The following is a 22,340-nucleotide window of genomic DNA, read 5'->3' as shown; positions in this document are numbered from 1 at the left end:
TATTTTCAGCAGGCATCATTCGGTCTGAGTCTGGGATTGAAAATAACGTTCAATTGCTTCAAGCATGCGTCTCGCATCCTCGACATCTCTGTTGGCGTCTTCTGCACTCACCAACCCGATCAAATCGTAATCGCCACTTTGTCGGTCCTCGAACAGTCGCGTCAGGATTGCGGTGAACTCGATAGGAAAAATGCCTGTCCGCACAAAATCCTTATTGAATCTTCCAATCGACTGAGCGTGAGAAGAAAATGCATTGCCTTGCGAAAGATGCAAGGCGCTAATGGCATGAAAGGCATGCGTAGTAGGCGCGCGATGCCGCGTCATCCCAGGCACCTTTTGCAGCGAGCATTTCCGCGACGCGAAGCTTTTCCGCGGCTTTATGCAGTACGGCATCGATTTGTGGCATCACAACAGCCGTCCCTCACGCTCGATGTTGAGGGCCAGCGGTGTACCTTGCCGCTGCTCCCACTCGGCTTCGCTCCTGACAATGGATGTTACCAAGGCCTCGTAGCGATCAATCAAGTCCACTTCGATGTCGAGAATTGCCGCGAGGATTTCCGGGGAGCGCGTATCAACGATCACCAACATGTCATAGTCGGAATTCACATGAGCGTCGCCTCGCGCACGCGAGCCAAATAGTCGCAGTTCCTTCAGGTGCGCACCCAGCCTCTTGCGGACTTCAAGTGCGAACACGGATGGTATGGCTTCAGGGCCCGTTTGGTGGGACATCATCATCTATTCTTCAGTTGAATCAAGCTGGTATCCTACTTTAAGACTTTCGTCTGGAAAACGTTGTGCAAATTTCGCCTCTCATGTGTCTTTACCTCAAAGCTCGATCAACTCATCAAGCGTGTAGTCCCGCCCGGCAACCCGCCCCATCACTTCATCCCAGCGCATCGGCGAGAGGCCGGTACCAGGGCGCTTGGCGGTGACGTTTTCCGGCGTGAAGGGCTCGCCGGCGCGGATCGGCTTTGCGGCAACCAGGGACTTGCGGGCGATGGGCTTGTTCTTGGCCTCGCTCGGGCTCAGGCGCTTGATGCCGTCGCCGAGCGCCTGCTCGATGTTGCGGATGGCGCGCACCATGGCGGTGAACTCGTCGGGCTCCAGGCTGGCCTTGTGGTCGGGGCCGGGCAGGTTGCGATCGAGGGTCAGGTGCTTTTCGATCACGGTCGCGCCCAAGGCCACGGCGGCGATGGGGACCTCGATGCCGGGGGTGTGGTCGGAGTAGCCGACGGCGACCTTGAAGGCCTCGCGGATGCTGCACATGGCGCGCAGGTTCACGTCCGGCATGGGCGTGGGGTATTCCGTATTGCAGTGCAGCACGGTGATGCGCGCGCGCGGGGTGCCGGCGGTCTCCAGGGCGTCGAGCGCGGCCTCGATCTCACCAAGCGTGGCCATGCCGGTGGAAAGGATCACGGGCTTACCGAAGGCGCCGACATGGCGCAGATACGGCAGGTTGGTGATCTCGCCGGAGGGGATCTTGAAGCGCTCGGCGCCGAGCGAAGCGAGATAGTCCAGGCTTGGAATGTCAAAGCCGGTGGAGAAGAAGCCGATGCCAACCTTTTCACATTCTTTAACCAGATACTCATGGTCGTTATCGCTCAACTCGAGTTTCTTCACCATTTCGTACTGTGACTCATCAGAAACGGTGGAGTCGACTTGATATCTAGCTTTTGGGGCATGCCGAGCTAAACAAAGTTCAGTCCGAAAAGTTTGGAATTTTACAAGTTGAGCACCCGCTTTCGCGGCTTGTGATATCAGTTCCGAAGCAAGATCCATCTGCCCATTATGGTTTACGCCAGCCTCTGCTATTATTAGGGTTGATAGCATTTTATTTCCTTTCTACGATTTTTGCTGGCACACCATAAGCTAGTGCTTTGTTCGGAACATTTTTGTTAGCAAAGCTGTTAGCTGATAAGGTGGCAGATTCACCTATAGTAACGCCAGGAGCCACCGTTGAGTGAGTACCAAGGAATGAGAAACTCTTACACTCAGCCTTACCGTTGAGTGTGGCATAAGGGGAAAGAGTAACGAAGTCTTCGATCTTTGCCTCGTGACCTAAGGAAGCAAATAAGTTCAATATCGAAAAGGAACCTATTTTTGCCATAGGACATACAATTGCATTAGGCAAGATCAAGTTCCCCTCGCCTAGGACTGCTGCGCGATCAACAATTGCAGAATTATGAATTAAGTTTGGGAACTCCAAACGAGACTTTTTCTTTAGGTTGGCTACTATTTTTTGTCTTAACTCGGAATTGCCAATTGCCATGTAGGCAAACCCTGATCGGCCAACAAGATCAGAATCTCTGCAACAAGATATTTCTGCCACAGGCGAAAGTAATGGCTCTCGGTCCCCAACAACAAAACTCACTGATGAAATGTCTACAGAAGAAGACAACCAACTAAAAATTTCAGCTGCGAAGCCGGATGAACCAATAATAAATCTATCTATCGATCGCTCATTAATGTTCACTTTACTACGCCTCCGACGTAGAACGTAGAACCTGTTACCAAGTCAGAGGTATTCATAACATTAATGATGATTTCTACTACATCATCTACCGTGATTTCTTTGTTTAAGACCTGTTTTTGGAGCATGTACGCCTTTTGCGCTTCGGACAGATGCGCGGTCATATTAGTTGCTATTAGCGCCGGAGCAATGCTATTGACCTTGATCTTGAAGCGAGCTAGCTCTTTTGCCATTGATTGCGTAACATGCGTTAAGGCTGATTTAGAAGCGCAATAAATAGTTTCGCCGGGTATGTCTATATCTGCAGCTATGCTAGTTATATTAATAATCGACGACCCCTTGCTTCGGGCTAGTGCTTTCAGCATCAATTTGCTTAGATAAACAGGAGCCACACAATTCACCTTAAATGCATCTGTAGCAACGTCGGGATCCATTGCGGGTACCAACATGCTTGGCATTACACCTGCTGCATTTACGAGCGCAAATACTCGTTCTTTCAAAACTCCGCTCTCAGTGATGCGACTTAATGTTTGCGAAAAATCCCTTAGGTCTGTAACGATATGCTCATAGTCTTCCGATTTTATAACTCCTGGGTGGTTTTGCTTGTCAATGCCATAAGTAAGATAGCTGCCTTCAGAAATCAATCTGTTACACAAACCTAAGCCAATGCCAGAAGCAGAACCAGTTACGACAACGATCTTTTGTTCTTTAGACATAATCCTTACCAACATTCGCGTTCAATGTTTCCTACGAGAAACTATGGCGATATTTTCTATAGAGCGGTATTTCCCATAATCGCAACGCCCATAAAGGGAGGGGTTCATAACAACCCCGCGCTAGTCGGCAGATTGATGATCCGCCGTGCCAGCGACGCCGCTTCAGGCAGCAGCGTGCGCAGGCAAATCCCAAGAGGCAATGCCCTCACCGCTGTCATAGGAGTCAACAAGCGGGCTTGGTCGGTCATAGTGTCCTGAAGCGGCATTGCTTGAGGATCTGGCTGCCGACGCCGCGCGTGATCTTGCGCAATCGGGTGCCTGCTTGGTCGGAGCCAACCAGTTCGGCATGGGCAGGATTCTGGTCGGTCGGATCAGCAAAGACGTTCAGTCGCAGCGACTGCGCGTCTTCAGGCGGCGAGCAGGCCAGGATATCGGCAACACGCGCTTCGGCCAAGGCCTCCAAGCGCCTGTCAGGTCGTTCCAAGTCTGCGCGCCAGCGTTCGACGATCGCTGCCTCGGGCAACACCGCTGGGCGGCTCAGCGAGAAGCAGTTGCCATTGCCAAAGGCGCTCGGCGTGGCGCGCTGCTTTTCGGCATCCCAAAAGGGCTCGTGCAGGGCGCGTAAAACCAGTTCCTTATCGGCTACCCGTGGACGCGCTAGCCGCGGATCTACTGGGTTGTCTTCAGCATCCGTCATGCCGGCGCGGATTCTTCAACGCGACCGGGCGAGCACATCCGATACCGCCCTCGCTTCAATCGGCAGCTCGATCTCATCTCCGGTCGATGCCATGAAGCAGGTAAAGTGGTCCCTTGCGATCTCCAGTTCCACGACTTCGCCCTGTGCGTCTGGCCAATTGACCAGTACCTGTCCATCTCGGGACAAGAAGAGCGCAACGTCCAGGCCCGACCAGTCGGCAAGGTCCAGCAAGCGCTCCAGTCCCAGCAGGCTGTCATCGGCCAGTGCGCGCCCCTGACCCTGATCCCAGCCATCGGGGTAGGTCGCGAGTCGCTGCAGTCGCCGCGCGGCCTGTGCCCCGAGTTTAGCAGCGGTTTTCGCGGCGGCGCGCTCCAGAAGCTGGTGCGAAGCGGTTCGATCGCGACGTGTGATCGGTTGGGGGTCGAGCAGTAGGTAGGTCTGACCAGCGCTCGCGGTCCACCGCAGCTGGGCGGGAGTGGCGACCTGACGTAACCGCGCTTCGGCAAAGCCCGCGATCGTTCGGTCCGGCTCAGCATAGGCTAGCCAGGCGCAGCCGGAGGACGCGAATTCCTGCACCGCGGGTCTGCTCACTGGATGATTCATCACTTTTCCTCCTGTTCGTACGCTTGCGGCTGCATCAGGTCCGCAATTGGCACGGAAAGTTCCATGAACACCGCATGGGTTATCGAGCGCGCTCGGCCAAGCGCGCGCATGATGGCCTCCGCGTCTGGCTCGACTGATTCGGTTTGAGAGACTCTCATGTCCATGATCAGCGCCGCCTCATCGCCCGCAAGCCCTTCCGCGAATTGAATCCGCATCGTCCCATCGGCGAGGGGCACGCTAAGCTGCACCAGCGTACCCGGTTCTGCGGTTGGCTTGGCATGCCGAGTAATGGCGGGCGGGATGCCGACCGCCACCCCAAGGGTTGTCCGAAGAAACCGCATCGGCGTTTGCCCATCGAGCAATGGCTCGCGGAAGGCGTCGATGTAGCGCAGGGCCACCTGGACGGGGGCGGTCGCCTCAGGTTCGGGCCTGACCGCCAACAGGGCCTCGACGCCCTTGCGAGCCGTTGGCGCGAACTCCGTCCAGGAGAGATACGGTGGGGTCGCGTTGGCCGTGAAGAGCCGTGGCCCGAGTTGAAACAGGGTATTCTGAGGCGCGCCGGATTTTTGCTTGACCCGTAACGTCGGCGCATCCAGCGGCAACGGGAATCCAGGCGGCACCAAGCGCTCGACATGCTCGTAGCCCAACGCACCCATGCGGGCAGTCCACTGCAGAAACATGTCTTCAGCGGGACCGTTCGCCCCGGGCGGGATGACCGGAATGCCGGCCTGTGCCCGTCCGGACCAGCGCAATTCCGCGATCATCTCGATCAGCGGCGGATTCCGAAAGACTGTTGTCATTGCATCGGCCTCGACATGGACTCATGGACACTCGCCAGTCCAACCAGGCACCGAACTCGTCTCATTTTACGCCAACCCCGCGCTGCTCGGGAGATTGATGATCCGGCGCACCAACGACTCCGCGACCGGCAGTGGCGCGCGCGGGCAGTCACGATAGGGTGCTAGACGATGCATCAGCGTCCAGGCTGGGCGGGTCATGAGGCCGGCGTCGTTGGTGACTGTCAGAACCGCATCGCGCTGATCGGCCACCGCCTCGTCCAGAATCAGCGTCTGCAGCCAATAGTTGCTCTCACAGCCCGGCGGTTCCTGTATCAGTCGCACCGACTCCAGGCGCGCGAAGGCGTCCAGATAGCGCACAGTCAGACGGCGCTTGGAGGCCAGGAAGTCGGGCAACTGCTCCAACTGAGCGCAGCCGAGTGCGGCATTGAGGTTGGGCATGCGGAAATTGTAGCCGATCTCGTCATGCACATATTCCCAGCGGTGCTGGCGCTTGGCCGTAGTCGTCAGGTGCTTGGCGTGGTCGGCAAGGCGTTCATCGTCCGTCAGGATGGCGCCACCCCCACCCGTGGTGATGGTCTTGTTGCCGTTGAAGCTCAGGATGCCCAGGCGGCCGAAGGTGCCAGTGTGGCGGCCATGATAGCGGCTGCCGAGGGATTCGGCGGCGTCCTCGACCAGGGTCAGCCGGTAGTCATGGGCAAGCGACAGCAGTCCATCCAGGTCGCACGGGTGACCGAAGGTATGCATCGGCACCAGCGCGCTTAGGCGTCGACCTGTGTGGCGGTGACGATAGCCACCGCCAGCAGGTTCCGCGATGCCCTTCAGCCAGTCACGCAAGGGTGCGGGATCAAGCCCCAAGGTCGCTTCAGCGCTATCAGCAAAGTGCGGCACCGCACCGAGGTAGTGGACGGCATTCGCGGTCGCCACAAAGCTGAGGGCGGGTATGAGGACCTCGTCGCCGGATTGCACACCGGCCAGTCGCAGCGCAACCTGCAGGGCTGCCGTGCCATTGACCACCGCAACCGCGCGCCGTGCGCCAGTGTAGTCAGCCAGTTGCTGCTCGAAGCGATCGACATAGGCGCCGACCGAGGAGACGAAGGTGGAGGCGATGCAGTCCTGCACATAGCGCTGTTCGTTGCCTTGAAAGCGCGGCTCGTGCAAAGGTGCCGGACCATCGCCCAGTACCGTCCGCAAGGCATCCACGATGGCGGCGGGCAGTGGGCTCATAGATTGTACTGATCTACCTTGTAGCGCCCGAGATTGGCTGGATTCGCGAACCACTGCGCCGTCTTCGCCAGCCCGCGGCGAAAGCCGTCCAGGCCGCCATAGTTGGGCGTCCAGCCGAGCAGTTCGCGCGCCCTGGTGTTATCCGCCCAGAGCCGCTCGACCTCGCTCTTGTCCGGGCGCAGGCGTTGCTCGTCGGTCAGGATCTCGATGTTGGCATCCATCACCTCGGCGATGGTGCGGGCGGTGTCGCCGATGCTGATCTCGAAATTGCTGCCGAGGTTGATGACCTCGCCGATGCCGGCGTCGCCCTCCAGTGCCTTGATGAAGCCTTGTACTGTGTCGGCGACGAAGTTGAAGTCGCGTGTCGGATGCACGGCGCCCAGCTTGATCCGCCGCTGGCCGCTGGCGATCTGGGTGATGATGGTCGGAATGACCGCGCGCGCCGACTGCCGGGGGCCGTAGGTGTTGAACGGGCGCAGCGTAACGACCGGTGTGCCGAAGGACAGGTAGAACGATTGGGCAATCTGGTCGGCGCCGATCTTGCTGGCGGAATAAGGCGACTGACCCTGCAGCGGGTGAGCCTCGGTAATGGGCACGAAGCGCGCGGTGCCATAGACCTCGCTTGTTGAGGTATGCACGACTTTGCGGACACCCAGATCCCGCGCTGCCTGCACCACATTCAAGGTCCCTTTGATGTTGGTATCAACGTAGGTGTCCGGTGAGTGATAGGAATAAGGAATCGCGATCAGTGCGGCCAGATGGAGCACGGCATCACAGCCGGCCATTGCGGTGCGCACACCGTGGGGGTCGCGGATGTCGCCGGCAAAGACCTCGAAGTGGCCGCGGACATCATCGGCACAATGATCGAGCCAGCCCCAGCTGTTGAAGGAATTGTAAAGGACGAAGGCCTTGACATCATGCCCCGCTCGGACAAGTGCTTCGGTCAGGTGTGAGCCAATGAAGCCGTCGGCGCCGGTGACAAGAATCATTTAAAATACCTGCTGCGATTTTCTCTAGAATTCGACTTGCTTCTGCGGATTTGGCGGCCATCTAAATAAACGATCGTGTTATCAGGTATTTCTACATTATTGAGAATTACGCCTGCTCCTACAATACAATTTTTTCCAACCACGGAACGTCCGATTACCTTACTGCCAGCATACAGAATGCACCCCCCCCCGAGCGAGGGGTATTCTAAATTTGGGTTGCCGCCAACTGTAACCCCTTGATAAATAACAAGCCAATCACCATAGCTTGCATTCCCGAGAATAGAACCGAGAGGATGCACAAACAAAAAATGCTGGGGAAGGCGTCTTGACGGGTATATGTCAATGTTGAACTTCAACCTGGTAAAGTAATAAATTTTTTCAGCAAGGCTCACAAACCCTTCTTGAAACAGAAGCTTCTGCAAAAATATGAAAAAATGGATGCACTGATCAACATTATAAACAGATATGTCGCTATATTTATTATTAATAGAGTTATGATTTTCGAGAAAACACTCAAAAGCATTAACTTTAACCTGCTCAAGCAGCATTACTTCTTCTTCATCAAGTTCAACCTCAGAACCAAGCCTGGCCAGCAGTATCTCGCTGAATTCAGCCCGTTTCACAATGACCACCCATCATCAACAATGATGTTCTGCCCCGTAATAAATCTCGAGTGCTCCGAGATAAGAAAAAGGAGCGTACCTACGACATCCTCGCTCTCAAGCATCCCTTTGTCATTACAGGAAGCCCGGTATTGATCCAGGAATGTTTTCGGCTGATTATCGAGAATGCCACCCGGACTGATGCAATTCACCCGAATGTGGTTACCCTTGTAGTACTTGGCCAAATAGCGGGTCATCGCGATCAGCCCGGCCTTGATGGCGCTGTACTCGATTGGCGAGACCATCTTTGTGCCTGCATAGTGCTCGAACTTAGGTGCCGCAACACCCTGGATCGAAGAGACATGAATCAGGTTGCCATGCCCTTGTTGCTTGAAATGACGCAGCATCCGCTGCGAGAACAGGATAGCGCCACCGAGATGTCTGGACAGATCTTCCGACAGAAATTCTGGCTGAAGGTCTTCAAACGCCGTTCCCCAACCCTTTGAGCGTGGATACGCTGAATGAATGGCTGCGTCCACCCTGCCAAACCGCGCGACGGCCTCGGCAATGCATCGATCCGCTTCCTCGGGCTGCCCCGCATCGGCAAGCGAAGACAGGACACACTCGGCCGGCAAATCTGCTTGCAGTGCATCGAGCCCTTCCGCGTTGACATCAACAAGCGCGACTGATCCGCCGTGCGCGATGACACCGCGCGCAGCACTCGCGCCAATCCTCCCAGCCGCGCCCGTGATCAGGACGACTTTATCTTTCAGCATGCATCTTCTCCAGCGTGACGCGCTCTCGCATCAAAAACTCGGCAACCTTGAAGTCGAATTCCGTGTCGATATCGATGGCGCGTTCTTGTGGAACCACAACGCCTCGTACGCGACCCTGCCAGAGGCTGTCATGGGACATGATGAATTCTGGCCGCATGACATAGGCGAGCGTCGTCAGATCGAAGGCCTGAGGCGCGTCCTGGCGCCGCACGATTCGGCCCCCACTATTCACCAGGACACTGAGTTGGCCTTCAGCATTCGCCTTCACCATGTTGAACCAGGGGCTACGGGCGGCCGGCGTCATGGTGACGACCGCGTCGGTATCGGCATCCAGTGCCGCCATGCATGCTCGGATGTCTTGCGCTAGGCGCATGGGTGCCGTTGCCGGCAGGCTGACAAAGCCATCGAAGTCACCCACCGTTTTTCGAACCCACTCGACCGCATGCTGCCAAGCAAGCCATTCGGGACTGTCGTCTTGGGCGATTTCCGACGGTCGCATAATGACGGTGGCACCATAGTCTTCGGCAACCGCTGCAATTTCGGCGGCATCAGTGGAGACAAAACGCTGTTCGATCTCCGGAATCTGCTTGGCGATGCTGAGTGCGTGGCCGAGCAGCGGCTTGTCGGCGAGTGGCCGGATGTTTTTGCCAGGCACGCCCTTGGAGCCGCCGCGTGCGAACACGAAGGCAAAGGTTCTCATAAATTGATAACGCGGCCTTGTCGTTGTGATTGTCTTGCGGCTTCGACCAGGGTCAGCGCAGCGATCCCGTCGGCGAGTGTGACCTTGGGTGCATCATCTTGCTCGATACAAGCGAGAAAATGCATGAGTTGCGTTCTGAACATGGCATCCCGCTCCAGCTCGAACGGCCACTGCACGGATTCTTCACACACATGCTGCAAGCGAACGGTCTTCTTGACACCATCCCAGACAAGATCACCATCCGCACCATGCGCGATGCACTGCCTGATTGCCTCTCGCCGAAGGAAATCCAGATGAATGGTGACGGTCAAGCCTGCCCGGGTGGTTAGCATTAAGTCAGCGGTATCTTCGACTGCTATACCCAGTGTGCCGCTGTTCGTCAGCGAGGCGTCAATGCTGTCGAATGGACCAAACAACCAGTGGGCGTAATCCAACTCATGACTCAGTTCCAGCAGCACACCGCCCCCCAATTCGGCACGTGCTGATGCCGTCTTGCGGTAATCCTGCTCGGGGCGCCAGTCGGGTAGGTAGGAGCCGCAGTCAATGGTGACTCCAACAAGCCTCCCTACCCGCTCTTCGCGCAGTTGCTGATGAAACCAGCGCAAGTCTGGCGAGTGGCGCAGGACGTAGCCGACCAGCACAGGGACCTGTCGTTGTTCGGCCAATTCCGCCAGTTCTGCCACGCCCTCCAGATTGTGCGACAAGGGCTTTTCGATCAGCAACGGGATGCCAGTACGCAACAATTCAAGCGCCTGCGGGACATGATAGGGGGCAGGACTGGCAATGATCGCTGCATCGATGCCCATGGCCATGGCTTCGTCTATCGAGGTGACGGACTCCGCAGCGAGTGCCTCCTCGGGCCAGCGTCCGCCGTGACCGGAGCGCACCAGGATGACGTCGATGTCAGGACGCAACTGCTTCAGCAGCCGAAGATGGCGCCGACCGATGCTGCCCAAGCCAACGAGCGCGACGCGTCTGACGCTCCGCGAGTTCACTGCCACTCTCCATGCGCCCGCTCGAGCGTCTCTGGCAAGCCCACGTCCAACCAGTACTCATGGATGGGGAATGCGCTGACGCGATGCTGCGCCCGAACGGCCTGATCGAGCAGTTGCGGCATGTCGAAGAAACAGTCGTTCGGGATCAGTTTCAGCAACTCCGGATCGAGCAGATAGATGCCAGCATTGACGTAGTGGCTGAGCACCGGCTTTTCCTCGAGTGTGAGCACGCGCAGATCATCCAGGCGCACGACGCCATAGGGAATCTGCGTGGTGTGCTCGCGCACGCAGAGGGTTGCTGCTGCCTCGTGCTCTGCATGGAACCGCAACAGGTGCTTGAAATCGACTCGCGTCAGCACGTCACCATTGAGCACCAGCAGTGGTTCGGTTGGCGATTGGGGGAGAAGGCTCAGAGCGCCGGCCGTGCCCAGTGGCTTGTCCTCTTCCAGGTACCGAATCCGTGCTTCCCAGTGCGCCCCGTCCTGGAAATAGTCTTGAATCTGCTCTTTCAGATAATTAACGGCAAGATAAAACTCCCGAAAACCGGCCTCGATGCATTGCTCAAGAATGATTTCCAGCAGCGGCTTGCCGCCGACGCGCAACATGGGCTTGGGGCAATCCTGTGTCAGTGGCCGCAGACGCTTGCCCTCGCCACCGGCCATGATGACGACGGGGTTGGAAAGGGTCTTGGGTTTGATCAGTTCATCAAGCCTGAACAGGCGAGTCACACGTCCTTGCTCGTCCAGCGCCGGGATCTGATGCAATGACGCTTTACGCATCAAGGTCAGTGCTTCCATATCGGTCGCTGTCGCCGGCAACGAGCGAAAATTGCGGAACATGATGCGTTCTACCGGTGTGTCGAGATCCTCGCCGCGCAACAATGCCCGCCGGATATCGCCATCCGTGATGGTACCCAATAAGCGGTGTTGCTCATCGGTGACCAAGGCAATCTGCACGGCTTCTCGATCGATAACGGCGATGGCCTCGCGTAACCCTGACTTGGGCGTCAGTTCAAGTGCGATGACAGACCCGGACTTCATAGGAACGATTGACTCTGCAATTTCATGATTTGCGCCGCCGAAATACCGGCAGCCGAGCCTGCGCATTCCAACCCAACAGTTCTGGACTAACAGATGTTGGCTTCAATGATCGCACCACGGCATGTGAGTTACAGTAACCAAGCAGTTCCATTCCGCGACATAGGGGTGATTGCGTACCGCACACGCGATGAAACAATCGGCACTAGAGTGCTTGCATTGCGATGAGCTTGCCGAAGCGCGACTCGTCGCAATCCCGCAGCCCTTCGTAACTGCCCTGCTCTATGAGGCTGCCTTGGTCGAAGACGTAGACCCGATCGACATTGCGGATAGTCGAGAGGCGATGGGCGATGATCACGACCGTAATCTGCCCTTTCAGCGCATCGATGCTCTGCTGAATTGCACGCTCGGATTCCGAGTCCAGCGCACTGGTGGCCTCATCCAGAATCAGCAGGTTGGGCCGACGGAACAGCTCGCGGGCGATGAACAGCCGCTGGCGCTGCCCGCCAGAGAGGCGCAAGCCCCGGTCGCCGACCAAGGTGTCGTAGCCGTCGGGCAGGGTCTCGATGAAATGGGCGATGTGCGCCTGGCGTGCAGCCTCGTGGATACCCCGCTCGAGCAGCGCGTCCTGTCGGTGATCGCCCGCCCAGAGGCTGATGTTGTTAGCGATGCTGTCGTCGAAGACGACCGTCTCTTGCGACACATAGCCGATCTGCTGGCGCCAACTGGCCAACTGGATGGCATCGCCCGGTACCCCGTCGATCAGCACCTGCCCCTCGCGTGGCTTGAGCATCAGCGTGAGCAGGTCGACCAGGGTGGATTTGCCGGCGCCGGACTCGCCGACGAAGGCCACCGAGTGGCGCACCGGGATCTCGAGGCTGATGTCCTTGAGCACGTCGCCCAGCTGCGGGTCGTAGCTGTAGTGGAGATTCTGCAGGCGGATGCCTTGGCTGAGGGGGCCGATCGGGCGCGTGCCGTCGGGTTCCTGATGCTGGCGCTGGGTGGCGAATTCCTGATGCACCAGCTCGATGCTGCCGATCTGTTCCAGGGTACCCTGCCAGCTGCCCTGGATGGCGAGCATGGCGTTGAGACCACGGTAGAACAGCAGGATGGAGACCAGGATGGGCGCCAGCGGCTGTTGCAGATAGATCAGTTGCACCAGCACGATGGCCATGATGAAGACCACGGCGATGGGCTCGCGCACGGCATCGGTAAAGGCCTGGGCGATACCGGTTCGGATCTGATAGCCTGTCAACCGGCCAATCGAGGCGTTGATACTTTGACCAAGTTTGGTGTTTTGTCCCGTTGCGGTGAGGTACTTGAAACCGTGCAGGGTTTGAATGAGTTGTTTGGCCAGGTGGCCGGTCTCGGTCGCGGTCTTTCGGGACAGGGTGCGCACGTAGCTGTTGATCCAGCGGAACAAGGCCAGCAATACCATGCCGATGGTTAAGGCCATGAGGCCGAAGCGCCAGGCAACCATGAAGGCGAGCGTAATGTAGACGGTTGCACTGATGATTTGGGTGCCCAGACCGCTGAAGCTGTTGAATGACAGCAGGGCCCGATTGATCTGGTCGTTGATCAGGTTGATGAAATGGCCGGTGTCGCGGCTGGCGTAATAGCCATAGTTCATCTTGCTGTAGGCGTTGAACAGCCGGGCCTTGAGCTGGCGCAGCAGTTGCCCGCGCAGGTAGGCGTTGAAGCCGAGCGCGCCGAAGGTGAGCGCGCCCTTGACGATGAAGGCGACGGTGATGACCAGGAGCACCGCGACGGTGGCGTTTTGCAGGTCGAAGGCCGCGAGGGCGTTGTTGAGAAAGGCGCTGATGCCGCTGAGCTCTGCCGGGGCGGTCTCGGCGCCGTTGGCGTCGAGGGTCTGTAACAGCGGCAGCAGCATCAGGATACCGACGCCCTCGGCCAGCCCCGCGACCAGGGTGAGCGCGAAGATGAGGTACATACGCGCGCCCAGATAGGTCTGGAAGATGCGCAGGTAATGCGGGATGTCGCGGGCGGTACTGCTCATGCTCAGGAGAGATCTCGTTAACTCATCACACGCTGCGGTCATAACCGATCAAATGCCGGTCAAACGACCAGATGTAGACGCGGCGGTGCGGATTTTGCGCACATAAACGCTGCCAATCCTGGATGATCGACAGATCGCCCAGGCCACTGCCGCGGCTTGCATGTTCTGGAAAGTCCTGGAGCCAGACCAGAAAATCGGGTTCATCCAGAAAGCGAAGTGGCTTGAAAGGCGATTTTCCCTCAAGCGCCAAGCGCACTTGCTCGACAAAACGCTCAGCACATTGACGGCGCTGCTGGCCATCGCCATTCTGGCCGATATGGTTGCCCGTCTCCAGCACGGTGGCCATGGGCAAAAAGAGTTCTTCGCTGTTGCTGGCAATCCGTTCGCGAAGTTGCGCAAGCGTTTCCTGATGTCGCTTGGCCTTGATCGGCACATTCAGGATTTCCACGAACACAGTCGTGTCGACCAGACAGATGGCGCTCATTTGGCGGATGCTGTGTCTTGCGTCAGCGCATCCAGCCAGGACAGCGCGGCCTCTCGGCGTTGTGCCGGGGAGGTTTCATCCTTGAGAAACCGCTCCAGAACCCGTCGCGTCATCAATTGCCCCAGCGGACCCTGAGCTACCAGTTCGCTGTAACGCTCCAGGTCTGCCAGACGGATCAGGCGGCTGTCGCCAAGTTGCGGGTCGCGGTAGCAGCACAGCACATCGGCCAGGCCGGCATCCGGCAGGGCGTCCAGCAGCGCGGGATTGTGCGAGGTCATCAGCACACGTAGCCGGCGTTGGCTGGCCAGGTCGCGGATTTGTCTCACCAGCAGGTCTGCGCGACTGGGATGGACGCCGTTATCGACCTCTTCGATGATCAATAGCGCACCCTCGGGGGCTGACAGCAAGGCGGCGCCGACGGCCAGCACCCGCAATGTGCCATCCGAGAGCAATGGCGCATCGACGAGGCGGCTTTTTTCGCCGAATGTCTCTTCGAGTTGCACCATGACGTCTTGTCGCTGCGTCTCGATGAACCGGATGTCGGTAATATCCTGCTCGGGCAGCGAGCGGATGAAATCGAGCAATGCCTGCTTGCTGTCTTTCTGTTGACAGAGCTGATAGAGCACCGCCGAAAGATTGCTGCCGTCTTCCTTGAGTTGCCGATCGCCCGCGTATTCGTAATCGCGCATCTGTGCAGGCCGCGGGTCGAGAAAGACGATGGCGCGCAGCGTTTCGCGCAAGACGCGGCTGACGGCTGGTATCCATTGTTGCGCTTCGGAGTGCGCCTGCTGAAAGCGACCGGGGGTTTCCAGTTGATAAAAGACCGCCTGGCGATTGGAGCAAGGGATGTGTGGCTTGGTTCGTCCGCGTCGGAAATTATTGTAGGCGACGCTGATCTCATCACTGTGCGCATTGGGTTCGTTATCGACTCGATACAGCGGTACTTTTTGTTCGGGGTTGGTGATTTGCTCGCCGGTCACGACAAGCTGGTCATTCAATTGACCGATGCTGATGGAAAAATCGCACCAGCCTTGCGGGGCATCAGCCAAATGCGCTTCGAGTTGGAACGGCGCTGTGGCATCCCGGAACAGGTCTCGCGCCTGCCCCCGGACGACCGCATCACCGCCCTGGATATCGCGCTCGATATCGTCCAGGCGCTTGCCTTTGGCCAACCAGTTGAGCAGCCGAATGCCTTCGATCGCGTTGCTCTTTCCCGAGGCATTGGGGCCGATCAGAAAGGTCAGCGGAGCCAGCGTCAGCTTTGCCTGCCGATAACTCTTGAAATTGGTCAGTTGAATGGATGTCAGCATGAAACGGGCCTGCAATGATGGTGCACAGGTCGGCGGAGCCAATCGACCGCTGGCGCTGTACGCTTTTCGACCATCTCAGGTTTTCCGGATCCCGGAGATGACATCAGCGGCCTGCTCCCGTGTCAACTGCGGCCCCATCGGCAGACTCAGCACCTCGCCCGCCATCCGCGTTGCGATGGGATAGCGGCCATCATCATACCCGGCATCGGCGTAACAGGGCTGCCGGTGCGGCGGGATGGGGTAATGGATCAGGCTGCCGATGCCGGCCTCGGTCAATTGGCGCTGTAGGGCGTCGCGTTGCGGGTGTCGGATCACGAACAGGTGCCAGACGGGTTCGGCCCACTCGGGCACGACCGGCAGGGTCAGCGGGCTGTCGGCCAGGCCTTGCAGGTAGGCTTCGGCCAAGGCGCGGCGGCGGTCGTTCCAGGCATCCAGGTGGCGCAGCTTGACACCGAGAAAGGCGGCCTGCAGCGGGTCGAGCCGGCTGTTGCAGCCCTGCGCCTGGTTGACATATTTCTCGCGCGAGCCGTAGTTGCGCAGCAGCCGCAGGCGTTCGGCCAGGTCGGCGTTGTTGGTGGTGACGGCGCCGCCATCGCCGAAGGCGCCGAGGTTCTTGCCCGGATAGAAGCTCCAGGCGACGGCATCGCCGTGCGCGCCGATGCGCTGGCCTTTGTAGCGCGCGCCATGGGCCTGGGCGGCGTCTTCGATGACCTTGAGCCCGTGGCGGCGGGCGATGGCGAGGATGGGGTCCAGGTCCGCCGGCTGGCCGTAGAGGTGCACCGGGAGGATGGCGCGGGTGCGCGGGGTGATGGCCGCTTCGATGCGCGCCGGGTCGATGTTGTAGGTGGCTTCGATGGGCTCCACCGGCACCGGGGTGGCGCCGACTTGGGAGACGGCGAGCCAGGTGGCGATGAAGGTGTGCGAGGGCACGATGACCTCGTCGCCGGGGCCGATGTCGCAGGCGCGCAAGGCCAGTTGCAGGGCATCGAGCCCGCTGGCAACGCCGACGCCGTGGGCGGCCTGACAGTAGGCGGCAAAGTCGGCCTCGAAGCGCTCGACTTCCTCGCCGAGGATGTACCAGCCGGAGTTGAGGACGCGGTCGGTGGCTTGCTCGATCTCAGCGGTCAATTCCTGTGTTGCCGCCTTGAGATCGAGAAAGGGAACCTGCGTTGGTTGTTTCTGATGCGACTGGATGAATCTGTCGGCGGTCAGTGCGATCTCGGGATACTGATCCAGCATGCCGGCATCGCGTGTGATGACCTTGGCGTCGATGGCCTTGGCAGATGCAATGATGAGCGAATCTTCGATGTCGTTGTCATCGATCTCCAGATAAGCGGGCGTTTTGGCGAGCGCGACCTGATTTAAGACGTCTTTGATGAAAAACAGGGTCAGTTGCTGGCGTTCTGCTGCCGTTGCTTGCGGGTAGCTTTGCTTGAAGGCTCTACTTTTGAGGAACTCAAGGTTATCCAGGCTCGAGGAGGAGATAAAAGGCCGATAGCTAGCGGATTGCGTAGCCAGATTAAATGCGGGTTTTGATGATGGGAAGCGCTTTAAACGCTCGGCATCGTAACAGTCGAGAATGATGTTGATGTCAAGAAGAATGTTTTGCACTGAGGTAGGCCCCATAGTCTTCTTGTAACACCGCGTCGTCATCCTCTAGCGGATTGGGCGAGGTGGTGATGATGAGCTCGCGCCAGTGCTGATCGATATAGCCATCGGCAAAAAAAGGTGTTTGTTCTTGATGCGGCTTTGCGGTTTGGTCGTTTGCCACTGAATCTTCAACCCATGCGACCACCTTGACGTGCTTCGACTCCATTGCATGGTATTGACTGGGTAGCTTGATGGCCCCGTCCTGAATGTTGGCTTCAAATTCGATTGCTTGCATGCGTCATCCCCTGTGTTGTGACACCTTCAGCTGTTGGCGCTCGTAGCGCCTCACGCACCGCCCCAACGGGCGCGCATGAATTCGGCGTAGTCGCGGTAGTAGTCGTCCTCGTCGTAGCGGTTGGAGGCGAGCACCATGCAGACCGAGCCGGAGGAGAAGTTGTCCAGCTCGCGCAACATCATAGGGCAGACGTAGAGGCCGCTGTAGGAGCGATTGAGGTGGTAGCGGACCTTGTCCTTGCCGTCGTCAAGAACGATGTCGAAGCTGCCGGACATGGCGATGATGAGTTGCTGCAACGCCTTGTGCGCATGCCCGCCCCGCTCTGCCCCGCCCGGCACGTCGTACAGGTAGTAGACACGCTGGATGTCGAAGGGGATGTGGTTGCCGCCTTCGATGAAGGTGAGGTTGCCCTGGTGCTCGATGATGAAGTAGGCCTGGTCGGTCGCGGTTGCATAGCGCTGTAGCCAGGATCGCTGGGCATCGAGGTCTGGCGCGGTGGTGCTCAGATAACGCGATTTTTTCTCGTCGGTACGCAGCGAAAGGATAAAGGTGGCATCTTCCGGCATCGCGTCTCTGAAGATCAGCGTCTTACCGATCACCTGTCGCGCCTTGAGGATCCGTGGAGCCGGAGTCATGACCCGGCTCCAGCGTGCCGATGATCCGTGCCGGATTGCCCACCACGGTGGCCCCGGCCAGCACCGACCGGGTGACCACCGCACCGGCGCCGACCATCGCCCGCTCGCCAATGGTCAGGCCAGGCAGGATCACCGCCCCCCCCCCGATGGAGGCCCCGCGCTTGACGATGGTCGTGGCGAAGCGGTCCGGGTACTGCTTGCTGCGCGGGAAGCGGTCATTGGTGAAGGTGACGTTCGGCCCGATGAAGACATCGTCTTCGATGCGCAGGCCATCCCACAACTGCACGCCGGATTTGACCGTGACCCGGTCGCCGATGACCACGTCGTTCTCGATGAGGCAGTGCGCGCAGATGTTGCAGTCGGCGCCGATCCGGGCGCCGGGGAGGATGACGACAAACTGCCAGATGCGGCTGCCCTCGCCGATCCGGTGGGTCTGGACGTCTGAGAGCGGATGGATGGAATGCGTCATGTGGACAAGGGAAACAGGTTAAGCGTTCACACTCTTTTCAGCTGGCTCGCCGCTGGCGGGGTCGACGTCGAAGCCAGGACAGTGGAATGGCGAGCACTTTCGCGGCAAGGACGCGATTCAGTGGTGGGCGAGCCAGGCCTCGAGGTCGGCGGGGCCGGTGACGCTGGTTTATGCGTGGACAATGTTTTCGGCCGGTTCCTGATAGCGCCCGCGCGTGTCGACGATGAGCGGCGCGTGGCGCTTGATGAGCGCGTAGTCGAAGCGATCGTGGTCGGTGGCGAGCAGCACGCAGTCGGCGGCGGCCAGGGTCTCGGGCGTGAGCGGCACGGATGCCAGGTCGAAGTCGTGCCGGCGCATCTTGAGGAAGCGCGGCACGTGCGGGTCGGAGTAGCTGATCTCGGCACCCTTGGCCTGCAGCAGTTCCATGAGCGCGATGGACGGCGATTCGCGGCGGTCGTCGACGTTCTTCTCAACCCCAAAGCCGAAGGGCTTGGTGGCGGCGGCGCGGATGACCTCGTGGATGTCGATGTCCATGCGGTCGCAGACGATCTTGAGCTCGTTGACCAGGCCGATGTTGACGGCGCGGTGGATGTTTTCCAGCAGCTTGGTCATCTCGGCGGCGCGGGTGGAGCTGAGTGTCACTACCTGGTCGATGACCTGGCCGTAGAGGGCCTGGCCGGCGCGGGTGCAGGCGGGGGTGAGGCCGCCGAGCACCTTGGGGATGGTGCGGGTGCTGTAATTGGGGTTGCCGGGGTCTTCGCGCTCGGGGGAGAAGACCAGGAAGAGGTCCTGGCCGAGGGTGAGGCCGCTTTTTTCCAGCCGGGGCTTGAGCGCCTCGTCGGTGGTGCCGGGCCAGGTGGTGCTCTCCAGCGAGACGATCTGGCCGGGGCGCAGGTGCGGGACGATGGCCTCGGTTGTAAGCAAGATCAAACCGGCTTTCCAGCGCATGATGGTAGCGCTGCGCCTGTTCAAGCCCGAAATCTTGGGCGCCTGCAATGTAAATCTGAATCAGATCTTCTTCAGCGGATTTGCTGAGAACGTACTTCACGTTTGACCTGCAATACGCCCCAAGGCTTCGGCCTGAATCTCGGCCATGCTGCGCGTGCCCTCGCCGCCTTCAAGCGCTTCGTCGATGAGGCCTTGCAGCTGCGCGATTTTCGCTGCGTTCACAATGACGGCCTACCGACAAATCACGTCACTGCGAGGGCCTAAGGCCCGCGGCAGTCCACTGCCAAAGGCAGCTCGCCTCAGTGGCTCCACTCTTCAACCGCAAGGCCCGGCACACGATAAAACTCACGCGCGTTATTGGTGATCACAACCGTATCTTCCGCAAGCGCATGCGCTGCAATCATTAGATCCATATTGCCGATCGGTTGCCCTTGTTTTTCTAGCGTATAGCGCACTGCAGCGTAGTGATTGGACGCCTCAACAGGCCAAGGACGCACTTCAAATCCCGCAAGCCACGTCTCAATCACTGTTTCGAATTTATCTGAGCCGAGTTTCGTCGCACCAAAACGAAGTTCGGCAGCCACAATGGCTGAAATCCATACTTCGCTCGCTCTCAGCGCAGAAAACCGATCAATCATGCTCTCGGGCCTCTTTCGCAAGATGTAACTGCATATGTTGGTATCAAGCGTACGCAGCATTTCTTAAGACCAGTCACGATCCTGCGGCAGCGGATCCTCGCGTTTCGCTAGAAACTCTTCCGGGAGCGATTCAGTGGAGGCGTAAAACCCACGCAACCATTCTCCAAGATTCTGCGTCGGTTCCGTTCGGGGCTTGATCAGGTAGGCATCACCCACTTGCTCGATCAGGACTTCGCTCGCGGCAATGCGCAATTTTGCTGGCCAGCGAATGGCTTGACTGCGCCCACTCATAAATAACTTCGCTAACGTCGACATCGCGCACCTCCAAAATTGATTCCCAGCTTGGCAGAAACAAATGTAATATTACATTGTAATACTACATCTGGGGCAGCTTTGTTGACAAGAGAAACCTCATCATGCCGACTTCCGAGAGGATGGTCTTGCCCAGATCCGCGCTGTGGCGGTTCAAGAACCAGCTATACGGCTGGTGCAGATAGCCCTCGACCAGCCGCTTGCCGATGCTGTATTCGCGCATCAGGGTGAAGCGCAGCTGCGCGTATGTGGTCAGCGCCTTGAAGGCCAGCGAGCTGACCAAGAGCACAAAGACGCCGATGCCGAGCACGAAGAGAAACTGCTCGGGGGTCTCAACGCCGAAGTTGCTTGCGGCGGCGTAGGCGGTGTTGAGGACCGCGTTGGTTTCCACCAGCCCAGGGTCCGCCAGCACCGCCATAAACGGCATGATCGACGCCACGCCGAGCATGTCCAGTAGCGCCATCACCAGGATCATGCCGAGCAACAGCCCCGCGCGCTTACGCTCGTGGGGGGGTTAAGAGGTCGAGGATTTTCTTGAGGGTATTCAAGGGATTCTAATTTGGCTTCTTGACGTGCGTCGGCGCAATTTTTCCGCCAGGGCCTGCTTGGCGCCAGCATCAGGTGCTGTCGTTGGGGTTGCCGGGCCAAGCTTCGCGGGTGTTGAGTGTGTTGATGACGTCCATTGGGTGTTGTCTCCTGACGCGGCGGCTAGCGCTGCTGCGGCAGCGGGTCTTTTGCCGGTGATTGCGTTTGGGCCTGCTGCTCGCGGGTCAGTTGTTCGATGAAGGCTTGCAGCTCGGCGTGTTCCTGGCGCTTTTGGGCGATGAGCGCGTTGAGGACCCTGAGCTTGGCCTGGGCGCCTTCGGGCGTGAGCAGGTAGAGGTAGCGCTGCTTGGTCTTGCTGCGGGTGAAGTTTTCCATCTTCACCCAGCCCTTCTCGATCACCGCGCGCAGGCAGTAGTTGGTGCTGCTGAGGCTCAAGCCCACCAGCTTGGCCAGCTCGCGCTGGCTGGCGCCGGGGTGTTGTTCCAGGTGGCGCAGGAGGCGGTATTGGTGTTCGTCTTTGATCATTACGGCGGGGGCGAGGTTTCAGGCACGCTACCGCCCTGCCTGGTCACTTGCCGGCATGGGCTGTGTGGGATTCGGATTGTGTCGCTCTGGCGTTCGCGGCCGAAACGAAAGGCGTGTATTAGAACATCCGGGTGTCAGGTTTTGCAAGGACTGGTCGTGCCTTTCGTGTGGACGCTGTCGGCGGCGGCCAGGGTAGCGGGCGTGAGCGCATTCAGGCCTGAGCAGAGGGCATTCATGCGCGTGACCACGGGAGCGCATTCGGGGCGGGGTGACGCTGTCGGGGGCGTGCATCGCCAGGGATGGCGATGCTCGAGCGTCCCATGGATGGGCTCGCAGCGTCCCCCGCACAGCGGCACACCGCCCCGAAGGCGCGGGTGTTGGCGACGGAGCTTGCCGCCAAGCGTTTCAGTGTTGGCGAACAGTGCGTCAGTGGCGGGCGAGCCAGGCCTCGAGGTCAGCGGGGCCGGTGAAGTCCAGCAGGTCTTCGCCGAGGGTTTCGATCTGATCGACCGGGAGCGATTCGATGCGCTGCCGATACGCGTCCGGCACTGACCCGACACGGCGGTTCAGTAGTCGGAGTACCAAGTGAGTCTCGCCCTGCTGGCGACCCTGTTCGGTGAATCTGGCGGCGAATCCGGTCGCCAGACCGAAGGCGCGGGAGTGGGCTGCTGAGGTTGCCGCCAACCGTTTCAGTGTTGGCGAAGCGCCTGGATTTCTGCCAGCGTGAGCCCTGAAACCGTCGCGATCTGCTCGTCGCTGAGCAGGTTCATGGACAGCAGATTTCTCGCGACCTCTTCACGGCCTTCTTCACGGCCTTCTTCACGGCCTTCTCGCTTCGCCTCGTTGATGAGCGAGACCTCGTCGTGCAAGGCGCGCTCGCGCACAAACGCCAGGCGACGCGCCTCCTCATCCGCGCTGAGTTCGCGGATCCGATTCATGGCTTGCTTGACCGGCTCGTGCGT

29 protein-coding genes and 1 pseudogene are annotated in these 22,340 nt (G+C 58.9%); all 30 read right to left on the bottom strand.

The annotated features are described in order from the left end of the window. Positions 1–15 precede the first annotated feature (15 nt). Complete coding sequence (locus tag F2Q65_RS14085) at positions 16–324, bottom strand: HEPN domain-containing protein (RefSeq protein WP_211354045.1); 309 nt, start codon at positions 322–324, stop codon at positions 16–18. Positions 325–405: 81 nt separating this feature from the next. Next, positions 406–693 carry a nucleotidyltransferase family protein gene (locus F2Q65_RS14080; protein WP_246156232.1) on the bottom strand — a complete coding sequence of 96 codons (288 nt, stop codon included), beginning with the start codon at positions 691–693 and terminating at the stop codon, positions 406–408. A 132-nt stretch (positions 694–825) separates the two neighbouring features. Continuing rightward, positions 826–1,830 (bottom strand): N-acetylneuraminate synthase, encoded by a 1,005-nt coding sequence (gene neuB, locus F2Q65_RS14075; protein ID WP_150094046.1) that lies wholly within the window; start codon positions 1,828–1,830, stop codon positions 826–828. 1 nt (position 1,831) lies between these two features. Further along, positions 1,832–2,473 carry an acetyltransferase gene (locus F2Q65_RS14070; protein ID WP_150094045.1) on the bottom strand — a complete coding sequence of 214 codons (642 nt, stop codon included), beginning with the start codon at positions 2,471–2,473 and terminating at the stop codon, positions 1,832–1,834. Next, the gene (locus tag F2Q65_RS14065; protein WP_170265721.1) at positions 2,470–3,186 is read right to left on the bottom strand and encodes an SDR family NAD(P)-dependent oxidoreductase; all 717 of its coding nucleotides are present in this window, start codon (positions 3,184–3,186) and stop codon (positions 2,470–2,472) included. The genes F2Q65_RS14070 and F2Q65_RS14065 overlap by 4 nt, the downstream gene beginning before the upstream one ends. A 244-nt stretch (positions 3,187–3,430) precedes the next feature. Continuing rightward, positions 3,431–3,883 (bottom strand): hypothetical protein, encoded by a 453-nt coding sequence (locus tag F2Q65_RS14060; protein ID WP_150094043.1) that lies wholly within the window; start codon positions 3,881–3,883, stop codon positions 3,431–3,433. A 15-nt stretch (positions 3,884–3,898) separates the two neighbouring features. Continuing rightward, positions 3,899–4,486, bottom strand: a complete 588-nt coding sequence (locus tag F2Q65_RS14055; RefSeq protein WP_150094042.1) for a hypothetical protein — start codon at positions 4,484–4,486, stop codon at positions 3,899–3,901. Next, positions 4,486–5,286: a TIGR04255 family protein gene (locus tag F2Q65_RS14050; protein WP_150094041.1), complete on the bottom strand. Its 801-nt coding sequence runs from the start codon at positions 5,284–5,286 to the stop codon at positions 4,486–4,488. Before F2Q65_RS14050 ends, F2Q65_RS14055 begins: the two co-directional genes overlap by 1 nt. A gap of 66 nt (positions 5,287–5,352) precedes the next feature. Continuing rightward, entirely contained in the window at positions 5,353–6,510 is a 1,158-nt protein-coding gene (locus F2Q65_RS14045; RefSeq protein WP_150094040.1) for a LegC family aminotransferase, read from the bottom strand. After that, a complete protein-coding gene (locus F2Q65_RS14040; RefSeq protein ID WP_150094039.1) occupies positions 6,507–7,499 on the bottom strand; it encodes an NAD-dependent 4,6-dehydratase LegB in 993 nt (330 codons plus the stop codon). The genes F2Q65_RS14045 and F2Q65_RS14040 overlap by 4 nt, the downstream gene beginning before the upstream one ends. Beyond that, positions 7,496–8,122: an LbetaH domain-containing protein gene (locus F2Q65_RS14035; RefSeq protein ID WP_150094038.1), complete on the bottom strand. Its 627-nt coding sequence runs from the start codon at positions 8,120–8,122 to the stop codon at positions 7,496–7,498. Before F2Q65_RS14035 ends, F2Q65_RS14040 begins: the two co-directional genes overlap by 4 nt. Next, on the bottom strand, positions 8,119–8,877 hold the full coding sequence (locus tag F2Q65_RS14030; RefSeq protein ID WP_150094037.1) for an oxidoreductase: 759 nt from the start codon (positions 8,875–8,877) through the stop codon (positions 8,119–8,121). Before F2Q65_RS14030 ends, F2Q65_RS14035 begins: the two co-directional genes overlap by 4 nt. Then, positions 8,864–9,577: an acylneuraminate cytidylyltransferase family protein gene (locus F2Q65_RS14025; RefSeq protein ID WP_150094036.1), complete on the bottom strand. Its 714-nt coding sequence runs from the start codon at positions 9,575–9,577 to the stop codon at positions 8,864–8,866. The genes F2Q65_RS14030 and F2Q65_RS14025 overlap by 14 nt, the downstream gene beginning before the upstream one ends. Continuing rightward, the gene (locus F2Q65_RS14020) at positions 9,574–10,572 is read right to left on the bottom strand and encodes a Gfo/Idh/MocA family protein (protein WP_150094035.1); all 999 of its coding nucleotides are present in this window, start codon (positions 10,570–10,572) and stop codon (positions 9,574–9,576) included. The genes F2Q65_RS14025 and F2Q65_RS14020 overlap by 4 nt, the downstream gene beginning before the upstream one ends. Continuing rightward, entirely contained in the window at positions 10,569–11,678 is a 1,110-nt protein-coding gene (locus F2Q65_RS14015) for a nucleotidyltransferase family protein (RefSeq protein ID WP_246156231.1), read from the bottom strand. The genes F2Q65_RS14020 and F2Q65_RS14015 overlap by 4 nt, the downstream gene beginning before the upstream one ends. A gap of 136 nt (positions 11,679–11,814) precedes the next feature. Further along, the gene (locus F2Q65_RS14010) at positions 11,815–13,626 is read right to left on the bottom strand and encodes an ABC transporter ATP-binding protein (protein WP_150094034.1); all 1,812 of its coding nucleotides are present in this window, start codon (positions 13,624–13,626) and stop codon (positions 11,815–11,817) included. Positions 13,627–13,651: 25 nt separating this feature from the next. Beyond that, positions 13,652–14,110: a PIN domain-containing protein gene (locus tag F2Q65_RS14005; protein WP_150094033.1), complete on the bottom strand. Its 459-nt coding sequence runs from the start codon at positions 14,108–14,110 to the stop codon at positions 13,652–13,654. Then, positions 14,107–15,420 (bottom strand): AAA family ATPase, encoded by a 1,314-nt coding sequence (locus tag F2Q65_RS14000; RefSeq protein WP_150094032.1) that lies wholly within the window; start codon positions 15,418–15,420, stop codon positions 14,107–14,109. The genes F2Q65_RS14005 and F2Q65_RS14000 overlap by 4 nt, the downstream gene beginning before the upstream one ends. Before the next feature lie 75 nt (positions 15,421–15,495). After that, entirely contained in the window at positions 15,496–17,031 is a 1,536-nt protein-coding gene (locus tag F2Q65_RS13995) for a DegT/DnrJ/EryC1/StrS family aminotransferase (protein ID WP_281291043.1), read from the bottom strand. After that, positions 17,012–17,305: a hypothetical protein gene (locus F2Q65_RS13990; RefSeq protein ID WP_150094031.1), complete on the bottom strand. Its 294-nt coding sequence runs from the start codon at positions 17,303–17,305 to the stop codon at positions 17,012–17,014. The genes F2Q65_RS13995 and F2Q65_RS13990 overlap by 20 nt, the downstream gene beginning before the upstream one ends. A gap of 50 nt (positions 17,306–17,355) precedes the next feature. Then, positions 17,356–17,940 (bottom strand): sugar 3,4-ketoisomerase, encoded by a 585-nt coding sequence (locus tag F2Q65_RS13985; RefSeq protein ID WP_211354044.1) that lies wholly within the window; start codon positions 17,938–17,940, stop codon positions 17,356–17,358. Further along, complete coding sequence (locus F2Q65_RS20225; protein ID WP_150094030.1) at positions 17,894–18,409, bottom strand: acyltransferase; 516 nt, start codon at positions 18,407–18,409, stop codon at positions 17,894–17,896. Before F2Q65_RS20225 ends, F2Q65_RS13985 begins: the two co-directional genes overlap by 47 nt. A 168-nt stretch (positions 18,410–18,577) precedes the next feature. Next, positions 18,578–19,339: a nucleotide sugar dehydrogenase gene (locus F2Q65_RS13975; RefSeq protein WP_281291042.1), complete on the bottom strand. Its 762-nt coding sequence runs from the start codon at positions 19,337–19,339 to the stop codon at positions 18,578–18,580. Positions 19,340–19,453: 114 nt separating this feature from the next. Continuing rightward, entirely contained in the window at positions 19,454–19,579 is a 126-nt protein-coding gene (locus tag F2Q65_RS20220) for a hypothetical protein (protein ID WP_281291041.1), read from the bottom strand. A 77-nt stretch (positions 19,580–19,656) separates the two neighbouring features. Then, positions 19,657–20,055 carry a PIN domain-containing protein gene (locus tag F2Q65_RS13970; RefSeq protein ID WP_150094028.1) on the bottom strand — a complete coding sequence of 133 codons (399 nt, stop codon included), beginning with the start codon at positions 20,053–20,055 and terminating at the stop codon, positions 19,657–19,659. A gap of 3 nt (positions 20,056–20,058) precedes the next feature. After that, positions 20,059–20,310 carry an antitoxin gene (locus F2Q65_RS13965; RefSeq protein WP_150094027.1) on the bottom strand — a complete coding sequence of 84 codons (252 nt, stop codon included), beginning with the start codon at positions 20,308–20,310 and terminating at the stop codon, positions 20,059–20,061. A 61-nt stretch (positions 20,311–20,371) separates the two neighbouring features. After that, a complete protein-coding gene (locus tag F2Q65_RS13960) occupies positions 20,372–20,791 on the bottom strand; it encodes a 6TM ABC transporter family protein (RefSeq protein WP_150094026.1) in 420 nt (139 codons plus the stop codon). Positions 20,792–21,015: 224 nt separating this feature from the next. Then, positions 21,016–21,378: a MarR family EPS-associated transcriptional regulator gene (locus tag F2Q65_RS13955; protein ID WP_150094025.1), complete on the bottom strand. Its 363-nt coding sequence runs from the start codon at positions 21,376–21,378 to the stop codon at positions 21,016–21,018. Positions 21,379–21,804: 426 nt separating this feature from the next. Then, entirely contained in the window at positions 21,805–22,062 is a 258-nt protein-coding gene (locus tag F2Q65_RS20215) for a DUF4351 domain-containing protein (RefSeq protein ID WP_281291040.1), read from the bottom strand. 5 nt (positions 22,063–22,067) lie between these two features. Then, positions 22,068–22,340, bottom strand: a pseudogene (locus F2Q65_RS13945) (Rpn family recombination-promoting nuclease/putative transposase); the annotation flags it as partial.

The sequence above is a fragment of the Thiohalocapsa marina genome, assembly GCF_008632335.1.
Lineage (GTDB): Bacteria > Pseudomonadota > Gammaproteobacteria > Chromatiales > Chromatiaceae > Thiohalocapsa > Thiohalocapsa marina.
This window is presented reverse-complemented; position numbering and strand designations above follow the sequence as displayed.